At 56.0% G+C, this 16904-nt stretch carries 18 protein-coding genes; 11 read left to right on the top strand and 7 right to left on the bottom strand.

The features are described from left to right. The coding region (locus CWM61_RS30200; RefSeq protein WP_168926389.1) for a hypothetical protein at positions 1 to 94 on the bottom strand (94 nt) is incomplete at its 3' end. Positions 95 to 373: 279 nt separating this feature from the next. Between CWM61_RS30200 and CWM61_RS20505 the strand changes: the two genes are divergently transcribed. Both CWM61_RS20505 and CWM61_RS20500 read left to right on the top strand, forming a co-directional pair. After that, positions 374 to 1132 (top strand): M48 family metallopeptidase, encoded by a 759-nt coding sequence (locus CWM61_RS20505; RefSeq protein WP_012540572.1) that lies wholly within the window; start codon positions 374 to 376, stop codon positions 1130 to 1132. Positions 1133 to 1510: 378 nt separating this feature from the next. Beyond that, positions 1511 to 2779, top strand: coding sequence for an OprD family outer membrane porin (locus CWM61_RS20500; protein WP_100631833.1), 1269 nt, complete (start codon positions 1511 to 1513; stop codon positions 2777 to 2779). Positions 2780 to 2910: 131 nt separating this feature from the next. On the opposite strand, the gene speB is transcribed toward CWM61_RS20500, so the two are convergent. The 4 genes from speB to CWM61_RS29955 form a co-directional block, all read right to left on the bottom strand. Further along, the gene (gene speB / locus CWM61_RS20495) at positions 2911 to 3831 is read right to left on the bottom strand and encodes an agmatinase (RefSeq protein ID WP_002916572.1); all 921 of its coding nucleotides are present in this window, start codon (positions 3829 to 3831) and stop codon (positions 2911 to 2913) included. A gap of 233 nt (positions 3832 to 4064) precedes the next feature. Continuing rightward, entirely contained in the window at positions 4065 to 6041 is a 1977-nt protein-coding gene (gene speA, locus CWM61_RS20490) for a biosynthetic arginine decarboxylase (RefSeq protein WP_071839037.1), read from the bottom strand. Between the two features lie 8 nt (positions 6042 to 6049). Then, entirely contained in the window at positions 6050 to 6181 is a 132-nt protein-coding gene (gene yqgB, locus CWM61_RS20485) for an acid stress response protein YqgB (RefSeq protein WP_002916578.1), read from the bottom strand. A gap of 287 nt (positions 6182 to 6468) precedes the next feature. Next, on the bottom strand, positions 6469 to 6744 hold the full coding sequence (locus CWM61_RS29955) for a hypothetical protein (protein ID WP_136027425.1): 276 nt from the start codon (positions 6742 to 6744) through the stop codon (positions 6469 to 6471). Positions 6745 to 6882: 138 nt separating this feature from the next. On the opposite strand from CWM61_RS29955, the gene metK reads away from it, so the two are divergent. From metK to ruvX, 8 genes are all read left to right on the top strand, one after another. After that, on the top strand, positions 6883 to 8037 hold the full coding sequence (metK, locus tag CWM61_RS20475; RefSeq protein WP_061153336.1) for a methionine adenosyltransferase: 1155 nt from the start codon (positions 6883 to 6885) through the stop codon (positions 8035 to 8037). A gap of 380 nt (positions 8038 to 8417) precedes the next feature. Continuing rightward, positions 8418 to 9812: a sugar porter family MFS transporter gene (locus CWM61_RS20470; protein ID WP_061153335.1), complete on the top strand. Its 1395-nt coding sequence runs from the start codon at positions 8418 to 8420 to the stop codon at positions 9810 to 9812. A 77-nt stretch (positions 9813 to 9889) separates the two neighbouring features. Further along, positions 9890 to 10390 carry a SprT family zinc-dependent metalloprotease gene (locus tag CWM61_RS20465; RefSeq protein ID WP_074387596.1) on the top strand — a complete coding sequence of 167 codons (501 nt, stop codon included), beginning with the start codon at positions 9890 to 9892 and terminating at the stop codon, positions 10388 to 10390. A 94-nt stretch (positions 10391 to 10484) separates the two neighbouring features. After that, entirely contained in the window at positions 10485 to 11192 is a 708-nt protein-coding gene (gene endA, locus CWM61_RS20460; RefSeq protein ID WP_100631832.1) for a deoxyribonuclease I, read from the top strand. Positions 11193 to 11283: 91 nt separating this feature from the next. Further along, entirely contained in the window at positions 11284 to 12015 is a 732-nt protein-coding gene (rsmE, locus tag CWM61_RS20455) for a 16S rRNA (uracil(1498)-N(3))-methyltransferase (RefSeq protein WP_061153332.1), read from the top strand. Between the two features lie 20 nt (positions 12016 to 12035). Continuing rightward, the gene (gene gshB, locus CWM61_RS20450; protein WP_008806462.1) at positions 12036 to 12986 is read left to right on the top strand and encodes a glutathione synthase; all 951 of its coding nucleotides are present in this window, start codon (positions 12036 to 12038) and stop codon (positions 12984 to 12986) included. A gap of 174 nt (positions 12987 to 13160) precedes the next feature. Further along, positions 13161 to 13724, top strand: coding sequence for a YqgE/AlgH family protein (locus CWM61_RS20445; RefSeq protein ID WP_012540566.1), 564 nt, complete (start codon positions 13161 to 13163; stop codon positions 13722 to 13724). Next, positions 13724 to 14140 carry a Holliday junction resolvase RuvX gene (ruvX, locus tag CWM61_RS20440; RefSeq protein ID WP_061156319.1) on the top strand — a complete coding sequence of 139 codons (417 nt, stop codon included), beginning with the start codon at positions 13724 to 13726 and terminating at the stop codon, positions 14138 to 14140. The genes CWM61_RS20445 and ruvX overlap by 1 nt, the downstream gene beginning before the upstream one ends. Positions 14141 to 14192: 52 nt before the next feature. Here ruvX and CWM61_RS20435 read toward each other — a convergent pair whose 3' ends face one another. After that, positions 14193 to 14846 (bottom strand): LuxR C-terminal-related transcriptional regulator, encoded by a 654-nt coding sequence (locus tag CWM61_RS20435; RefSeq protein WP_100631831.1) that lies wholly within the window; start codon positions 14844 to 14846, stop codon positions 14193 to 14195. A gap of 348 nt (positions 14847 to 15194) precedes the next feature. Continuing rightward, positions 15195 to 16175 carry a type IV pilus twitching motility protein PilT gene (locus CWM61_RS20430; RefSeq protein ID WP_100631830.1) on the bottom strand — a complete coding sequence of 327 codons (981 nt, stop codon included), beginning with the start codon at positions 16173 to 16175 and terminating at the stop codon, positions 15195 to 15197. 16 nt (positions 16176 to 16191) lie between these two features. Here CWM61_RS20430 and CWM61_RS20425 point away from each other — a divergent pair, with 16 nt between their 5' ends. After that, positions 16192 to 16893: a YggS family pyridoxal phosphate-dependent enzyme gene (locus CWM61_RS20425; protein WP_061153329.1), complete on the top strand. Its 702-nt coding sequence runs from the start codon at positions 16192 to 16194 to the stop codon at positions 16891 to 16893. Positions 16894 to 16904: the final 11 nt, after the last annotated feature.

The raw sequence follows: 16904 nt of genomic DNA, 5'->3' as shown, positions 1-16904 counted from the left end.
CCATCGGGGCCCCCGGGTGGCCGGATTTGGCTTTCTGTACAGCGTCCATGCTCAGCGCACGAATAGCGTTAGCAAGCTCTTTACGTGAGGACATTTTGACTCCAGTTCGGACTGTTGAAGGCCATGCCCTTAACGACTTGACGAGAGCGCGTTTTGGGCTACGCCGGAAAAAAGTGTGAACAATGTAACCCAAGCGACAAGTCATGTACATGGAGCATCCTTTTGCCCTTTAAGAAATCTCTGGAACAGGTTGTGCTACCCCGGAATCCGCTCGCCCGCATCCTGCGATACTCTTTATAATTTACGCAGAATACGGTTCCCTGCCGTCGCCGTATTTTCGGATAAACAACCATAAGATTGTGGAAGATAAAAAATGAAAATTCGCTCAACCGTACTTGCTCTTGGGATCGCAGCAACCCTCACCGGATGTCAGAACATGGACTCCAATGGTCTGCTCAGCTCAGGCGCCGAAGCCTTCCAGGCGTACTCCCTCAGCGATGCGCAGGTGAAAACCTTAAGCGACCAGGCCTGTAAAGAGATGGACGCCAAAGCGAAAATCGCCCCGGCCAGCAGTGAATACAGCCAGCGTCTGAGCAAAATCGCGACCGCGCTGGGCGATAACATCAATGGCCAGCCAGTGAACTACAAGGTCTATGAGACCAAGGATGTGAACGCCTTCGCGATGGCGAACGGCTGCATCCGCGTTTACAGCGGGCTGATGGACCTGATGAACGATAATGAAGTTGAAGCGGTTATCGGCCACGAAATGGGCCACGTTGCGCTGGGCCACGTGAAGAAAGGCATGCAGGTCGCGCTGGGCACCAACGCCGTGCGTGCGGCGGCGGCCTCCGCCGGCGGCATCGTCGGCAGCCTGTCGCAGTCGCAGCTGGGCGATTTAGGCGAAAAACTGGTGAACTCGCAGTTCTCCCAGCGTCAGGAATCGGAAGCGGATGACTACTCTTATGACCTGTTGCGTAAGCGCGGCATCAATCCGTCGGGACTGGCCACCAGCTTCGAAAAACTGGCCAAGCTGGAAGCCGGTCGTCAGAGCTCTATGTTTGACGATCACCCGGCCTCAGAAGCGCGCGCCCAGCATATTCGCGATCGCATGAAAGCCGACGGGATTAAATAATCGACAGCGGGAGGCATTATCGCCTCCCTTTTTTTATATACCTGTAAAAATATTTAGCCGCATGAATTGATAATTTAAGCGCACAAACCGTTAATTATTGTTGCACCTCGTCACAGCCAATTATTTTAAGCGCTGCCACTCAGCAAAATATTATTTGGCAAATGAAAAACGGTGTACACAATCCGCCTTTCAGAACCGCGTTCCTCCAGATAATAAATAGTCCACCCCTCTTCGCCAAACGCAGCCGGCGTGCGCCACACGGCTTGTTTCCTGGCGATACCATTGCTCACACAATGATTGCTTTCGACATTATTTCAGGAGAATATCGCGACTGCAGTGATTCCATTGAATATATCGACAGACAGAGAAGTGCCTTCAGTGAAAAAAGAATTATCCTTAATTGCACTTGGCATAATTGCCGCCGCACCGACTTTCGCCAGCCAACAATCCGCCAGTCAGGGCTTTATTGACGACAGCCATCTGGATCTCTTTTTACGTAACGCGTATATCAAACGTGATTATCGCGATGGGTTGCCGGATAAAGCCGAATGGGGCCAGGGGATTATCGCCACCTTCGAATCGGGCTTTACCCAGGGACCGGTCGGCTTTGGCGTGGACGGTATCGCTCAGTATGCGGTGCGCCTTGACGGCGGTCGCGGGCGCAGCGGCGCGGGCGGGATCGACTTTTTCGCCCAGGATGACGATGGCCGCGCGAAATCCGACCTCGCGAAATTCGGCGCTACCGGCAAAATGCGCTTTTCGAATACCGTGCTCAGCTACGGCAGCCAGCGGCCGATGCTGCCCATCGTCTACGCTGACGATTCACGCCTGCTGTACGAGAGCTATACCGGCACCATGCTCACCTCACGCGAAATCGACGGTCTGGAAATTAACGCCGGCTACCTGACCGATCAGCAGCGCAAAAGCGACGACAGCCATAACAGCGGCCTGAAAAGCCTGACCTTCGGTGGGGCAAGCTACCGGTTCAACGACCAGCTCAGCGGCGCGCTGTACGCGTCACACGTCGAAGATGTGCTGAACAAACAGTATCTTGGCCTGAACTACAAGCAGCCGTTCGCCGCCGACCAACAGCTGGTTCTCGATTTCAACGGCTATCACTCACGCCTGGATCAAGAATATGCCGACGCCAATGACACCGGGCGCAGCAACAGCATCTGGAGCCTGGCCGCCAGCTACATCTGGGATATTCACACCTTTAAAGTCGCTTATCAGCAAAGCAGCGGCAGCACCGGTTACCACTACGGCGGTTACCAGAACCAGGGGGGAGTTGGCGATGGCGGGAACACCATCTGGCTGGCCAACTCCTACTGGTCTGATTTTAACGGTGAAGATGAACGCTCCTGGCAGGCATCGTACGGACTGGATTTTGCCGGGCTGGGATTACCGGGGCTGACCTGGACCACCGCCTACGTGCGTGGTGATAACATTAAAACGTCAGAGACCAGCAACGGCAAAGAACACGAATGGTTCAACCAGGTTCAATACCAGGTGCAAAACGGCGTGGCGAAAGATTTGAAATTCAGACTACGCTATTCGGTGCTGCGCGTTTCCAGCAACGCCAGCGACTATAACGTTAGCGGGAATGAAGTCCGGTTCTACGTCGAATATCCGTTTAACGTGTTTTGACGCGATGATGACCCCTCTCCTGTGCGCCGGCCCTCTCCCGGCGCGCAGGAGCACTCGCCCGGCGCCTTGATAACCCCTCTGTGCCGCGCGCAACCCTCTCCCGGGAAGGGAGAGGGTCGGGGTTACCCGGCTTATTCGCCCTTCTTCGCCGCCTGGATGTAGAGCATTTCCAGAGCGAGGGTCGCCGCCGCCAGAGCGGTGATTTCGGACTGATCGTAGGCCGGAGCGACTTCCACCACGTCCATCCCAACGATGTTCAGATCCTTCAGGCCACGCACCAGTTTGATCGCCCGGTCTGAGGTTAACCCGCCGATAACCGGGGTCCCGGTGCCTGGCGCAAACGCCGGATCCAGACAGTCGATATCAAAGGTCAGGTACACCGGCATGTCGCCGACGATCTGCTTCACCTGGGCAATCACGTCATCAACGCTGCGGTCGTTGACCTGGCCGGCGTCGAGCACGGTAAAACCATTGTCTTTATCGAATTCAGTACGGATTCCGATCTGCACGGAGTGGTTCGGATCGATAAGCCCTTCGTTCGGTGCGGTGTAGAACATGGTGCCGTGGTCGAACTCGCAGCCGTTGGCGTAAGTGTCGGTGTGGGCATCGAAGTGCACCAGCGCCATTTTACCGAAGTGCTTAGCGTGGGCGCGCAGCAGCGGCAGGGTAACAAAGTGGTCACCGCCGAAGGAGAGCATGCGCTTGCCTGCCGCCAGCAGTTTCTCGGCGTGGGCCTGCAGTTTCTCGCTCATTTCACGCGCGTCGCCGAAGGCGTACACCAGATCGCCGCAGTCCACCACGTTCAGGCGTTCGCGCATGTCGAAGTTCCACGGGAAACGGTTGTGCTCCCAGGCGAGGTTAGTGGAAACCTGGCGGATCGCCGCCGGACCATGACGACCACCCGCGCGCCCGGAGGTCGCCATATCAAACGGCACGCCGGTGATGACCCAGTCCGCATCGCTTTCATACGGCATGAAGTTCATTGGCAAACGCAGAAAGCCAAAGGCGTTGGATACCAGGGAGTTATCGTATTGATGACCTAAAGTGCTCATGGATATGACCTCTTCTCGCAGTCGTGGAACGTAAAAAATAAGTATAAAAAAACCCCTCCGCGTCGTTAGGCCCGACGAGGAAGGGTTTGATAGATAAATCGCTTATTGGCGTGAATTATCGCCGGTAATGCATACGGGTTCAAGTGAGTATCGCATTCTGCCGGATGACGGCTTCGCCTTATCCGGCCTACCTTCACAGGCCCGGTAAGCGCAGCGCCACCGGGCATCAATGGTTACTCGTCTTCCAGATAAGTATAGCCGTACAGTCCCGCCTCAAACTCTTCGAGGAACTGCTGCTGCAGCGCGTCGTCCAGGTCGGTGTTTTTCACCTGATCGCGGAACTGGGTCAGCAGCGTGTTCGGATCCAGCTGCACATACTGCAGCATATCCGCCACGGTATCGCCCTCGTCGGACAGCTCAACCTCAACGCTGCCATCAGGGAAGACGAACACGTCCACCGCCTCGGTGTCGCCGAACAGGTTATGCATGTTGCCGAGGATCTCCTGATAGGCCCCGACCATAAAGAAGCCCAGCATCGGCGGGTTCTCCGGGTCGTATTCCGGCATCGGCATGGTGGTGGCGATCCCATCGCCGTCCACATAGTGATCGATGGCACCATCGGAGTCGCAGGTGATGTCCAGCAGCACCGCGCGGCGCTCCGGCGACTTGTTCAGCCCTTCCAGCGGCATCACCGGGAACAGCTGATCGATCCCCCAGGCATCCGGCATCGACTGGAACAGCGAGAAGTTGACGTAGATTTTATCCGCCATGCGTTCCTGCAGCTCATCGATGATGGGACGATGCGCGCGGTTGCTCGGGTCGAGCTGCTTCTGCACTTCATGACACATGTTCAGATACAGCTGTTCGGCCCAGGCGCGCTCCTGCAGGTTGAAAGTGCCGGAGGAGTAGCCGATATGGATATCGTGCAGGTCCATCTGGCTATCGTGCAGCCATTCGCGCAGCGAGCGGCGGTTGCCGGTCTCGTGCATCTCCAGCCAGGTTTCCCACATGCTCTGCAGCGGACGCGCGGCGTCTTCCGCCGGCGGGGTCGCCTCAGTGTATTCGTTACGCTCCACGCCGATGATGTTGGAAACCAGCACGGTATGGTGCGCGGTCACCGCGCGGCCGGATTCGGTGATCACCGTCGGGTGCGGCAGGCCGTTCTCTTCGCAGGCATCGCCGATCGCCCAGATGATGTTGTTGGCGTATTCATTCAGACCGTAGTTCACCGAGCAGTCAGACTGCGAGCGGGTCCCTTCATAGTCCACGCCCAGACCGCCGCCGACGTCAAAGCACTGAATGTTGACGCCCAGCTTATGCAGTTCGACGTAGAAACGCGCGGATTCACGTACGCCAGTGGCGATGTCGCGAATGTTGGCCATCTGCGAACCGAGGTGGAAGTGCAGCAGTTGCAGGCTCTCAAGATGCCCTGCGGCACGCAGGATCTCGACCAGCTGCAGTACCTGGGTCGCCGCGAGGCCAAACTTGGACTTCTCTCCGCCGGAGGATTGCCATTTGCCGGAGCCCTGCGAGGCCAGACGCGCACGCACGCCGAGGCGCGGCACCACGTTCAGGCGCTCGGCCTCTTCCAGCACGATGGCGATTTCCGACATCTTCTCGATGACCAGATAGACCTTGTGGCCCATCTTCTCGCCCACCAGCGCCAGACGGATATATTCGCGGTCTTTATAGCCGTTACAGACGATGACGCTGCGGGTCATCCCGGCGTGCGCCAGCACGGCCATCAGTTCCGCTTTCGAACCGGCTTCCAGTCCCAGCGGCTCGCCGGAATGGATCAGCGATTCAATCACGCGACGGTGCTGGTTAACCTTAATCGGGTAGACGAGGAAGTAATCGCCGTTATAACCGTACGATTCACGCGCGCGTTTGAAGGCGGCGTTGATCGAGCGCAGGCGGTGCTGCAGGATCTGCGGGAAGCAGAACAGCGCCGGCAAACGTTGCCCTTGCGCCTCGCGGGCTTTGACTAATTCCGCGAGGTCCACGCGCGCTTCCGGGACGTCCGGATCCGGGCAAACGCTGATGTGGCCCAGTTCGTTGACGTCATAATAGTTATTGCCCCACCAGGCAATATTATAAGTACGCAGCATCTTGCTGGCTTCCTGGGAGCTCATCGCTACCTCCTGCATGGAACGTAGTACACCGTGTTCGCCTGCTGACGAAGGCGAAACCATAGACATGTCGTCAGACATAGCGAACCTCAATTTTTAATAATAAGTGTAAGACAGTTAACTACTATCGCAGTCCAAAGATGCGATAACAACCCATGAACAGTCCTAAAGCCCAGCACTATCTGCTGGTTTTGCGACTGCGCGACCGGTTTCTTATTCATATCATCGTAAAACACGTAGCCGAACAGAGTATGACAGTCCGGAGAAACCACGAGAAAACTCTTGCCTGGCAAGAGCGCCCTTGTTCAGTTTTCTGACGACCGACCGGCCCTGGAATCCTGAGAAGCGCCGAGATGGGGTGAACATCGGCTGGTTTGCATGAGAGAGATGCAGGTTGCGGAGTGCTGACGCGCGACAGAACGACGCGACGAATCAAGCGAAAAACGTTGGTTCATTATCTGGTATCACCTCCACACCGCCCTGCGACAGGGTCGGCGACAAGCCAAAGCTATACATACCGGGCAACAGGCGCTACGCCGCTGCGAGATTCTGTAAATACAGACTGCTTAACCCGGCTGGAAGTGGCACCACAGGGCGATGCCCCGTGCGCTTTTTTAATGAGCCGCGCGCGGCGTTTTATACCGAGAAGCAGGGTAAAAAGCAAAATAAAAATGTGTGCGTTTGCGTGGTTGTCAGGAAAATTTGCCAGGCGGGTTTTCCCATAAATGCGACCGCCATCAAAAAAGGCTGGAAATGGGCTCAAGAATTGACCTAAAATAGCCATCCAGAAGTTAATCCGTCTATACTGATTAACACTCAGACTGCTCGTGTCGCTACCTGCGCGGCTTTGCGCTGATTATCCACCAAAGCCACATTACACAACAGTATGAGCTATCCGAATCGTCCACAGGTGAAATAAAATATGGCAAAACACCTTTTTACGTCTGAGTCCGTATCAGAAGGGCATCCTGACAAAATTGCTGACCAAATCTCTGATGCCGTGCTGGATGCGATCCTCGAGCAGGATCCGAAAGCACGTGTCGCATGTGAAACCTATGTCAAAACCGGCATGGTGCTGGTAGGCGGCGAAATCACCACCAGCGCATGGGTTGATATCGAAGAGATCACCCGTAACACCGTCCGCGAAATTGGCTACGTGCATTCCGATATGGGCTTTGACGCCAACTCGTGTGCCGTTCTGAGCGCCATTGGTAAACAGTCTCCGGACATCAACCAGGGCGTCGACCGTGCCGACCCGCTGGAACAGGGCGCAGGCGACCAGGGTTTGATGTTTGGCTATGCGACCAACGAAACCGACGTGCTGATGCCAGCGCCGGTGACCTATGCTCACCGTCTGGTGCAGCGCCAGGCTGAAGTACGTAAAAACGGCACCCTGCCGTGGCTGCGTCCGGATGCGAAAAGCCAGGTGACCTTCCAGTATGACGACGGCAAAATCGTCGGCATCGATGCGGTGGTTCTGTCCACGCAGCACGCGGAAGATATTGACCAGAAATCTCTGCAGGAAGCGGTGATGGAAGAGATCATCAAGCCGACCCTGCCGACCGAATGGCTGAGCGCTTCGACCAAGTTCTTCATCAACCCGACCGGACGTTTCGTTATCGGCGGCCCGATGGGCGACTGCGGTCTGACCGGTCGTAAGATCATCGTTGATACCTACGGCGGCATGGCTCGTCATGGCGGCGGCGCGTTCTCCGGTAAAGATCCGTCTAAAGTTGACCGTTCCGCAGCCTACGCGGCGCGCTATGTGGCGAAAAACATCGTTGCCGCAGGCCTGGCCGATCGTTGTGAAATCCAGGTCTCCTACGCTATCGGCGTTGCTGAACCGACTTCCATCATGGTGGAAACTTTCGGCACCGAGAAAGTGCCTTCTGAACAGCTGACCCTGCTGGTGCGCGAGTTCTTCGACCTGCGTCCGTACGGCCTGATTCAGATGCTGGACCTGCTGCACCCGATCTACAAAGAAACCGCTGCCTACGGTCACTTTGGTCGCGAGCATTTCCCATGGGAAAAAACCGACAAAGCGGCTCTGCTGCGCGAAGCGGCCGGTCTGAAATAACCTCCCCGTTTCCTCTCTTCAAGGCCAGCCTCGCGCTGGCCTTTTTGTTTCCGTCGCCCTCCCCCTGCGCCTCGCTTCAGCGGAACGCTGCAACATGATGAAAGCGATTACATAGTGATGAATGCCACTTCCTGCCTACAGCAGGCATTTCATGCGTGTTTTTTTCACAATGTTACATATTGTTTCGGTCAACTCTGATTACCGTTTTTCAAATTGTCGACTATCCTTGCATATACTGCTGATTTAAAAAGCATTTAATGCATTACGTTTCTTTACCTTTGTGTAAACGATTACACAGCCGTGACTATAATCACGTTTTTTTACCGTCGAGTGTCCTACCCTAACCATCGACAGAATCAATAACTCAACTGGAGGGCGTTATGCCTGACAACAAAAAACAAGGGCGTTCGAACAAGACCATGACGTTCTTCGTCTGCTTCCTCGCCGCACTGGCTGGCCTGCTGTTCGGCCTTGATATCGGTGTTATTGCGGGTGCCTTACCCTTTATTGCCAATGAGTTCCAGATTTCAGCCCATACCCAGGAGTGGGTGGTCAGCTCCATGATGTTCGGTGCCGCCGTCGGTGCGGTCGGCAGCGGCTGGCTCTCCTTCAAACTGGGCCGTAAAAAAAGCCTGATGATCGGCGCCATCCTCTTTGTCGCCGGCTCTCTGTTCTCCGCTGCCGCGCCAAACGTCGAGATCCTACTGGTTTCCCGCGTGCTGCTGGGCCTGGCGGTGGGCGTTGCCTCTTATACTGCACCGCTGTATCTGTCGGAAATCGCGCCAGAGAAGATTCGCGGCAGTATGATTTCGATGTACCAGCTGATGATCACCATCGGGATCCTCGGCGCCTATCTCTCTGACACCGCCTTCAGCTATAGCGGCGCGTGGCGCTGGATGCTCGGTGTGATCATTATTCCGGCGATTTTACTGCTGATCGGTGTCATCTTCCTGCCGGACAGCCCGCGCTGGTTCGCTGCGAAACGTCGCTTCGTTGATGCTGAACGCGTGTTGCTGCGTCTGCGCGATACCAGCGCCGAAGCGAAACGTGAGCTTGACGAGATCCGCGAAAGCCTGAAGGTGAAACAGTCCGGCTGGTCGCTGTTCAAAGACAACAGCAACTTCCGCCGTGCGGTGTTCCTCGGTATTTTGCTGCAGGTGATGCAGCAGTTCACCGGCATGAACGTCATCATGTACTACGCACCGAAGATTTTTGAGCTGGCGGGCTACGCCAACACCACCGAGCAGATGTGGGGGACGGTGATCGTCGGTCTGACCAACGTGCTGGCCACCTTTATCGCTATCGGTCTGGTCGACCGCTGGGGTCGTAAACCGACGCTAATCCTCGGCTTTATCGTGATGGCCGCGGGCATGGGCGTGCTGGGTAGCATGATGCACATCGGCATTCACTCCTCTACCGCGCAGTACATCGCCGTCCTGATGCTGCTGATGTTCATCGTCGGTTTCGCCATGAGTGCCGGTCCGCTGATTTGGGTACTGTGTTCCGAAATCCAGCCGCTGAAAGGCCGCGACTTCGGCATCACCTGCTCCACAGCGACCAACTGGATTGCCAATATGATTGTCGGCGCCACCTTCCTGACCATGCTCAACTCGCTGGGCAGCGCCAATACCTTCTGGGTGTACGGCGGTCTGAACGTGCTGTTTATCCTGCTGACTATCTGGCTGATTCCGGAAACCAAAAACGTCTCGCTGGAACATATTGAACGTAACCTGATGCAGGGTCGTCCGCTGCGTGAAATCGGCGCCCGCGACTAACCCGCCTGAGCTTCCTCCCCTCCCGGGAGGAAGCTTCCTCTTGCTCTCCCCCGCCCGTCGCACTATCCTCTGGCGCTATGAAAACACCCCGTATTCCCATCGCTATTCAGCAGGCCGTGATGCGCAGCCTGCGGGAGCATCTCGCCAAAGCGAACCTCAAACTGGAACGCCGCTACGCGGAGCCGACGCTGGTCTACCAGCAGCGCGGTACCTCCGCCGGCACCGCCTGGCTGGAGAAAAACGAAATTCGTTTAAACCCGGTGCTGCTGCTGGAAAATCAGCAGGAGTTTATCGATGAAGTGGTACCGCACGAGCTGGCGCACCTGCTGGTCTGGCAGCACTTTGGCCGCGTCGCGCCGCACGGTAAAGAGTGGAAATGGATGATGGAGAGCGTCCTTGGCGTTCCCGCGCGTCGCACCCACCGTTTTGAACTCGATTCGGTCCGCCAGAACACCTTCCCCTATCGCTGTCGCTGTCAGCAGCATCAGCTCACCGTCCGTCGCCATAACCGGGTGGTGCGCGGCGAGGCCACCTACCGCTGCGTTCACTGCGGCGATCTGCTGGTGGCTGAAAAATAACCATCGGAATTAATTAGAAACTTTCTGATCTGACTGATTGCATCCGGCACCCTCATTCGCTACGTTGCGGGCTCGTTTTGACACGGAGTTAACGATGTCCCGTATGCATGTTTTAGCCGTAGCGGTATTGAGCACGGCAGTCAGTGGCCCGCTTGCGGCCGCCGGTATTAGTAGTTTTTCCCAGGCCAAGGCCGCTGGCGTCAAAGTGAACGCCGACGTTCCGGGCGACTTTTATTGCGGCTGTAAAATCGACTGGCAGGGTAAAAAAGGCGTTATCGATCTGGAATCTTGCGGCTATAAAGTGCGTAAAAATGAGAACCGCGCCAGCCGGGTTGAATGGGAACACGTGGTGCCAGCGTGGCAGTTCGGCCATCAGCGCCAGTGCTGGCAGGAAGGCGGGCGGCAAAACTGCGCCAAAGATCCGGAGTACCGCAAGATGGAAAGCGATATGCACAACCTGCAGCCGGCGGTGGGAGAAGTGAATGGCGATCGCGGCAACTTTATGTACAGCCAGTGGAACGGCGGTGAAGGCCAGTACGGCCAGTGCACTATGAAGGTCGATTTTAAAGATAAAGTCGCTGAGCCCCCTGCCCGCGCCCGCGGCGCCATCGCCCGCACCTACTTCTATATGCGCGACCGCTACCAGCTGAATCTTTCCCGCCAGCAAACTCAATTGTTTACCGCCTGGGATAAACAGTACCCGGTCACCGCCTGGGAATGTGAGCGCGATGAGCGCATCGCGAAAGTGCAGGGCAACCATAATCCGTATGTCCAGCAGGCTTGCCAGGCGCAAAAGAGCTAACCTACACTAGCGGCAATTGTTAATTTGCAGCCCTGTGCTTCCCGCCCGGTGGCGGGAAGCTGGCATCTGCGCAACGAACGGAATATCAAGCATGCGCATTCCTCGCATCCATCATCCAGAACGCCTCATTGTCGGCAGCCAGATTGCGCTGAGCGATGACGCGGCCAACCACGTCGGTCGCGTCCTGCGCATGGCCACCGGTCAGCACTTACAGCTTTTTGACGGCAGTAACCAGGTGTTTGACGCCGTCATCACCGAGGCTGGCAAGAAAAATGTCACGGTTGAGGTGCTCAGCGGCGACCCCGACGATCGTGAATCGCCGCTGCATATTCACTTAGGCCAGGTGATGTCGCGCGGTGAAAAAATGGAATTTACTATCCAGAAATCGATCGAACTCGGGGTAAGCCTCATAACGCCACTGTTTTCCGAGCGCTGCGGCGTTAAACTGGACGCCGAACGTTTGCAGAAGAAGATCCAGCAGTGGCAGAAAATCGCTATTGCCGCCTGCGAACAGAGCGGTCGTAACGTGGTACCGGAAATACGTCCGGCTATGCAGCTGGAAGAGTGGTGCGCCGAGCAGGACAGCGGGCTGAAGCTCAACCTGCACCCGCGCGCCAGCGCCAGCATTAATACGCTGCCGCTACCGGTTGAACGCGTCCGTTTGCTGATTGGTCCGGAAGGTGGGCTATCGGCAGAAGAGATAGCGATGACCGCGCAATACCAGTTTACTGATATCCTGTTGGGACCGCGCGTTCTGCGTACAGAGACTACTGCGCTCACCGCCATCACCGCCCTGCAGGTGCGTTTTGGCGACTTAGGTTGAGGCGTTAACGGAGAAGAACCATGATCAAGCTTGGCATCGTGATGGATCCCATCGCAACCATCAACATCAAGAAAGACACCAGCTTCGCTATGTTGCTGGAAGCGCAGCGTCGCGGCTATGAACTCCATTATATGGAGATGAACGACCTCTATTTGATCAACGGCGAAGCCCGCGCCCGTACGCGCACGCTGAGCGTCGAACAGAACTACGATAAATGGTATGACTTCACCGGTGAGCAGGATCTGCCGCTGGCCGATCTTGACGTTATTTTGATGCGTAAAGATCCGCCGTTCGATACCGAATTTATTTATGCGACCTACATCCTGGAGCGGGCAGAAGAGAAAGGCACGCTTATCGTCAACAAGCCGCAGAGCCTGCGCGACTGTAACGAGAAACTGTTCACCGCCTGGTTCTCTGAACTGACGCCGGAAACGCTGGTCACCCGCAATAAAGCCCAGCTGAAAGCCTTCTGGGAAAAACACGGCGATATCATCATGAAGCCGCTCGACGGCATGGGCGGCGCCTCTATTTTCCGCGTCAAAGCCGGCGATCCGAACCTTGGCGTGATCACGGAGACCCTGACCGAGCTCGGCAGCCGCTACTGCATGGCGCAGAACTATCTGCCCGCCATTAAAGACGGCGACAAGCGCGTGCTGGTGGTGGACGGCGAGCCGGTGCCTTACTGCCTGGCGCGTATTCCGCAGGGTGGCGAGACCCGCGGTAATCTGGCCGCTGGCGGCCGTGGCGAAGCTCGCCCGTTGACCGAAAGCGACTGGGAAATTGCCCGCCGCGTCGGCCCGACGCTGAAAGCCAAAGGTCTTATCTTCGTCGGCCTGGATATCATCGGCGACCGTCTGACGGAAATTAACGTCACCAGCCCCACCTGCGTGCGTGAGATTGAAGCCGCCTTCCCGGATATTTCGATCACCGGCATGCTGATGGACGCTATCGAAAGACGTATCACCAAATAAACACCAGGGCGGATAAACGTCCGCTCATGGCGCAGCGAGCGCGGTTGACCGCGCTCGTGAAACGCTGCCAGCCAGGCGCCACTCGGGCGCCAGCCAGATAAAGTGCATCGACACTATTCTACTTTGCCCGCATACTGGGTGTTGCTTTTTGAACCAGGAACAGAACCTCTGACAATGAATTTACAGCATCACTTTCTGATTGCCATGCCTGCGCTTCAGGATCCTATTTTCCGCCGCTCCGTGGTCTATATCTGCGAGTATAACGACGAGGGAGCCATGGGCATTATTATCAATAAGCCGCTGGAAAATCTGCAGGTGGAAGGGATCCTTGAGAAGCTCAAGATTGTTCCGGAGCCGCGCAATCCGGAGATCCGTCTGGATAAACCGGTGATGCTGGGCGGCCCGCTGGCGGAAGACCGCGGCTTTATTCTGCATACCCCACCCTCTGACTTCTCCTCGAGTATCCGCATTTCGGATAATACAGTGGTCACCACCTCGCGGGATGTTCTTGAAACCTTAGGTACCGACAGACAGCCGGGCAACGTACTGGTTGCGCTGGGCTACTCCTCATGGGAGAAAGGGCAACTGGAGCAAGAGATTTTAGATAATGCCTGGCTCACCGCCCCTGCTGACCAGAATATTCTCTTCCGCACGCCCATCGCCGATCGCTGGCGCGAGGCGGCTAAACTGATTGGTATCGACATTGTGACGATGCCAGGCGTCGCGGGGCATGCATGATGAGCGGAACCTTTCTCGGCTTTGATTTCGGCACCAAAAGCATCGGCGTGGCGGTGGGGCAACGCATCACCGCAACCGCGCGACCATTACCGGCGCTGAAGGCGCAGGACGGTAAACCGGACTGGAATATCATCGAAAAACTGCTCAAAGAGTGGCAGCCTGAGGCGGTGATCGTTGGCCTGCCGCTGAATATGGACGGCACCGAGCAACCGCTGACGGCGCGCGCACGGAATTTCGCCAATAAAATTCATGGCCGCTTTGGCGTCGCGATCGTCCTTCACGATGAACGTCTGAGTACGGTGGAGGCTCGGGCAGGCTTATTTGAACACGGCGGCTACCGGGCGCTGAATAAAGGTAGCGTTGATTCGGCTTCAGCCGTGGTCATTCTGGAAAGCTACTTCGAGCAGAGCTTTTAGGCTCTGCTCTCCTGCGCCGCCGGCAAATTGCTGACGGCGCGCTTCAGGCCGCTTAGTGGCGCAGATGTTCGTTCGCCCAGCTCACCGCTTGAGTACGATTCTTCACGCTCAGTTTACGAAACACATTGTACAGGTGCGTACGCACCGTGTTCTCGCTGATAAACAGGGCACGGGCAATATCCAGATTCGTCGCCCCACAGCGCAGCTCGTTGAGGATCTCACATTCCCGCTCAGTGAGTGGCGAGTTCTCAACGGGCGCCGATGCATGGTCCGCAGCGTACATCGCCGGGTGCATCACGCTCAATTCAGCCGTCTGTTCGCCGTTCAGTACGGCCTTAACGCCCTCAATTAAGCGCGATTCATCATCGTCATGGCGGAACACGCCATATAAAGCCGGCCACTGCGCCATTTCGTATAACTCATACTTTTGTGCGCTATTAATAATCAACAAGCGAGGATTATCTGCCTGCAGTCGAATAATGTTTCGCCACACCCCATTTAATTTCTTATTTGACACTGCAATATCAAATAATATTACCGAATCTTTCGCCAGGCGCTGCGCCAGTGGTTTATTAATGTTTTGTAAAACCACTGGTGCCATCAGGGTTTCACTCAGATAGCTGGCAAAGGCTTTGCTTTGAATTGACGGGTGGGTAATAAATGTAACCTGACGAGAAGATGATGAATTTCCATTAAAATTAATCACTTAAAACTCTCCTTAGCTGCTACCCACCGCCATGGTGGTTAAATGAATAAAAAAATATACAAACAGTCGTGAATTTATAAATAGCCTTGGCAACTTACAAATTGAAACGTTATTCCATGAGAATCATCCTATTCCCGTAAACAGCATAAATCGAATACCTCAAAGCTGTCAAAAGGTAATCAAACTTTTTTCCTGGAAATGCGTATTCACTGTCGACATATCGCAACTGAATGTGTTATTTGAATTTATTCAGAATGGTTATTTGTATTACCAAATAATATAAATAAACAGCCATCAAACATTCAGTTAACATATCATTTAACCCACCCTGCCTGCTTCACGCTTCTCTTACAGCTCGCCTGCGGCGACACGTTGCTGAAAACTCTGTGTAAATGTCAGCATTCCGGCCTGCATCCCGGTCTGCATCACGCCGGGCAACTGGTGCACTTTTCCTTCACGGATCAAATTCGCCACGGCGGGGGTATTGACCAAAAGCTCGTATAGCGCAACTCTCCCGCCCTGACGTGCAGGTAACAATTTTTGCGCCAGCACCGCGCACAGGCTTCCGGCCAGCTGACTACGAACCTGATCTTTCTCCTCTGCCGGAAAGACATCGATCAATCTCTCCACTGCCGGCGCCGCACCGCGGGTGTGTAACGTCGCCATCACCAGATGCCCGGTCTCCGCAGCCGTTAACGCCAGACGAATGGTTTCGCTGTCGCGTAGCTCGCCGAGCAGGATCACATCCGGATCCTGGCGCAGCGCCACGCGGAGCGCCGCGGCGAATGAAGGACAGTGACGGCCAACCTCCCGCTGCTGGATCAGGCAGCGCTCGCTGTGATGAATAAACTCTACCGGGTCCTCCAGGGTCAGAATATGGCCATCAAGACGCTGGTTGAGATGCCCCACCATCGCCGCCAGGGTGGTCGACTTGCCGCTGCCCGTCGCTCCGGTGACCAGCAGCAGGCCACTCTCTTCCGCCAGCAGTTCGCTCAGGGCAGGCGGGGCGCCCAGCGTCTCCAGACGCGGGCACTGTTCAGGAAGGAGCCGCAGCACCAGCGATATTCCACGCGTATGGGCGAAAGCGCTGGCACGCAGCCGCGAACCGCAGGCCAGGGTCAGCGCAAAGTCAATCTGGCCCTGTTCCTGCCAGTGCTGTAACTGTGCGGCATCAAGCCAGCAGTTGAGTAAATCCGGGATATCCGGCGCGGGAAAGGGGGCGGGCTCCAGCCTGCCCTGCCGCCGCCAGCGCGGTGCGGCGGAATTGCACAGGTGTAGATCGGAGACATTATGCTTTACACTAAGGGCTACGATTTCTTCCAGCTTCATAACTCATCCTCGGAATATGAACGATATTGCGCATAACCTGGCACAGGTCCGGGACAAAATCTCCGGTGCCGCCGCTCGTTGCGGGCGTGCGCCAGAAGAAGTGACATTGCTTGCAGTGAGTAAAACAAAACCTGCGAGCGCGATCGAAGAAGCCATCGCGGCAGGCCAGCGGGCATTTGGTGAAAACTACGTCCAGGAGGGCGTGGAAAAGATTAACCATTTCCAGCAGGCCGGCGTCAGTGGGCTGCAGTGGCACTTTATTGGCCCTCTACAGTCCAACAAAAGCCGGCTGGTGGCAGAGCATTTTGACTGGTGCCACACTGTCGATCGGCTGAAAATCGCCACCCGCCTGAGCGAACAGCGCCCGGCGCATCTGCCGCCGCTGAAGGTGCTGATTCAAATCAACATCAGCGATGAGCAGAGTAAATCCGGCATCCCGTTGGAAGCACTCGATGCATTAGCGGCGGAGATCGCTGAATTACCTCATCTGGAGCTGCGCGGCCTGATGGCCATCCCCGCGCCTGAGTCAGAATATGTAAGGCAGTTTGCCGTCGCCCAGCAAATGGCGGTAGCATTTGCGCGATTAAAAACGCGGTACCCCACGGTCGATACGTTGTCTCTGGGAATGTCGGACGATATGGAAGCCGCAATCGCGGCGGGAAGCACGATGGTGCGCATCGGCACAGCTATTTTTGGTGCGCGCGACTACAGCAAATAATAAGGAATCTG

Origin of the sequence: Klebsiella sp. K-Nf6 (assembly GCF_002806655.1) — a bacterium.
In the GTDB taxonomy this organism is placed as follows: Bacteria; Pseudomonadota; Gammaproteobacteria; order Enterobacterales; family Enterobacteriaceae; genus Klebsiella; species Klebsiella variicola.
The sequence above is the reverse complement of the archived record's forward strand: the minus strand, read 5'-3'. Positions and strand labels throughout refer to the sequence as shown.

What these genes read in the sequence shown, in the direction of transcription:
- CWM61_RS20465 (WP_074387596.1), top strand. Translation starts at nt 9,890, where the DNA reads ATGAAAACACCCCGTATTCCCATCGCTATTCAGCAGGCCGTGATGCGC.
- metK (WP_061153336.1), top strand. Translation starts at nt 6,883, where the DNA reads ATGGCAAAACACCTTTTTACGTCTGAGTCCGTATCAGAAGGGCATCCT.
- speB (WP_002916572.1), bottom strand. Translation starts at nt 3,831, where the DNA reads ATGAGCACTTTAGGTCATCAATACGATAACTCCCTGGTATCCAACGCC.
- yqgB (WP_002916578.1), bottom strand. Translation starts at nt 6,181, where the DNA reads ATGAATAAGAAACCGGTCGCGCAGTCGCAAAACCAGCAGATAGTGCTG.
- rsmE (WP_061153332.1), top strand. Translation starts at nt 11,284, where the DNA reads ATGCGCATTCCTCGCATCCATCATCCAGAACGCCTCATTGTCGGCAGC.
- gshB (WP_008806462.1), top strand. Translation starts at nt 12,036, where the DNA reads ATGATCAAGCTTGGCATCGTGATGGATCCCATCGCAACCATCAACATC.
- CWM61_RS20470 (WP_061153335.1), top strand. Translation starts at nt 8,418, where the DNA reads ATGCCTGACAACAAAAAACAAGGGCGTTCGAACAAGACCATGACGTTC.
- CWM61_RS20445 (WP_012540566.1), top strand. Translation starts at nt 13,161, where the DNA reads ATGAATTTACAGCATCACTTTCTGATTGCCATGCCTGCGCTTCAGGAT.
- ruvX (WP_061156319.1), top strand. Translation starts at nt 13,724, where the DNA reads ATGAGCGGAACCTTTCTCGGCTTTGATTTCGGCACCAAAAGCATCGGC.
- CWM61_RS20425 (WP_061153329.1), top strand. Translation starts at nt 16,192, where the DNA reads ATGAACGATATTGCGCATAACCTGGCACAGGTCCGGGACAAAATCTCC.
- CWM61_RS20430 (WP_100631830.1), bottom strand. Translation starts at nt 16,175, where the DNA reads ATGAAGCTGGAAGAAATCGTAGCCCTTAGTGTAAAGCATAATGTCTCC.
- CWM61_RS29955 (WP_136027425.1), bottom strand. Translation starts at nt 6,744, where the DNA reads ATGGCTATTTTAGGTCAATTCTTGAGCCCATTTCCAGCCTTTTTTGAT.
- speA (WP_071839037.1), bottom strand. Translation starts at nt 6,041, where the DNA reads ATGTCTGACGACATGTCTATGGTTTCGCCTTCGTCAGCAGGCGAACAC.
- endA (WP_100631832.1), top strand. Translation starts at nt 10,485, where the DNA reads ATGTCCCGTATGCATGTTTTAGCCGTAGCGGTATTGAGCACGGCAGTC.
- CWM61_RS20505 (WP_012540572.1), top strand. Translation starts at nt 374, where the DNA reads ATGAAAATTCGCTCAACCGTACTTGCTCTTGGGATCGCAGCAACCCTC.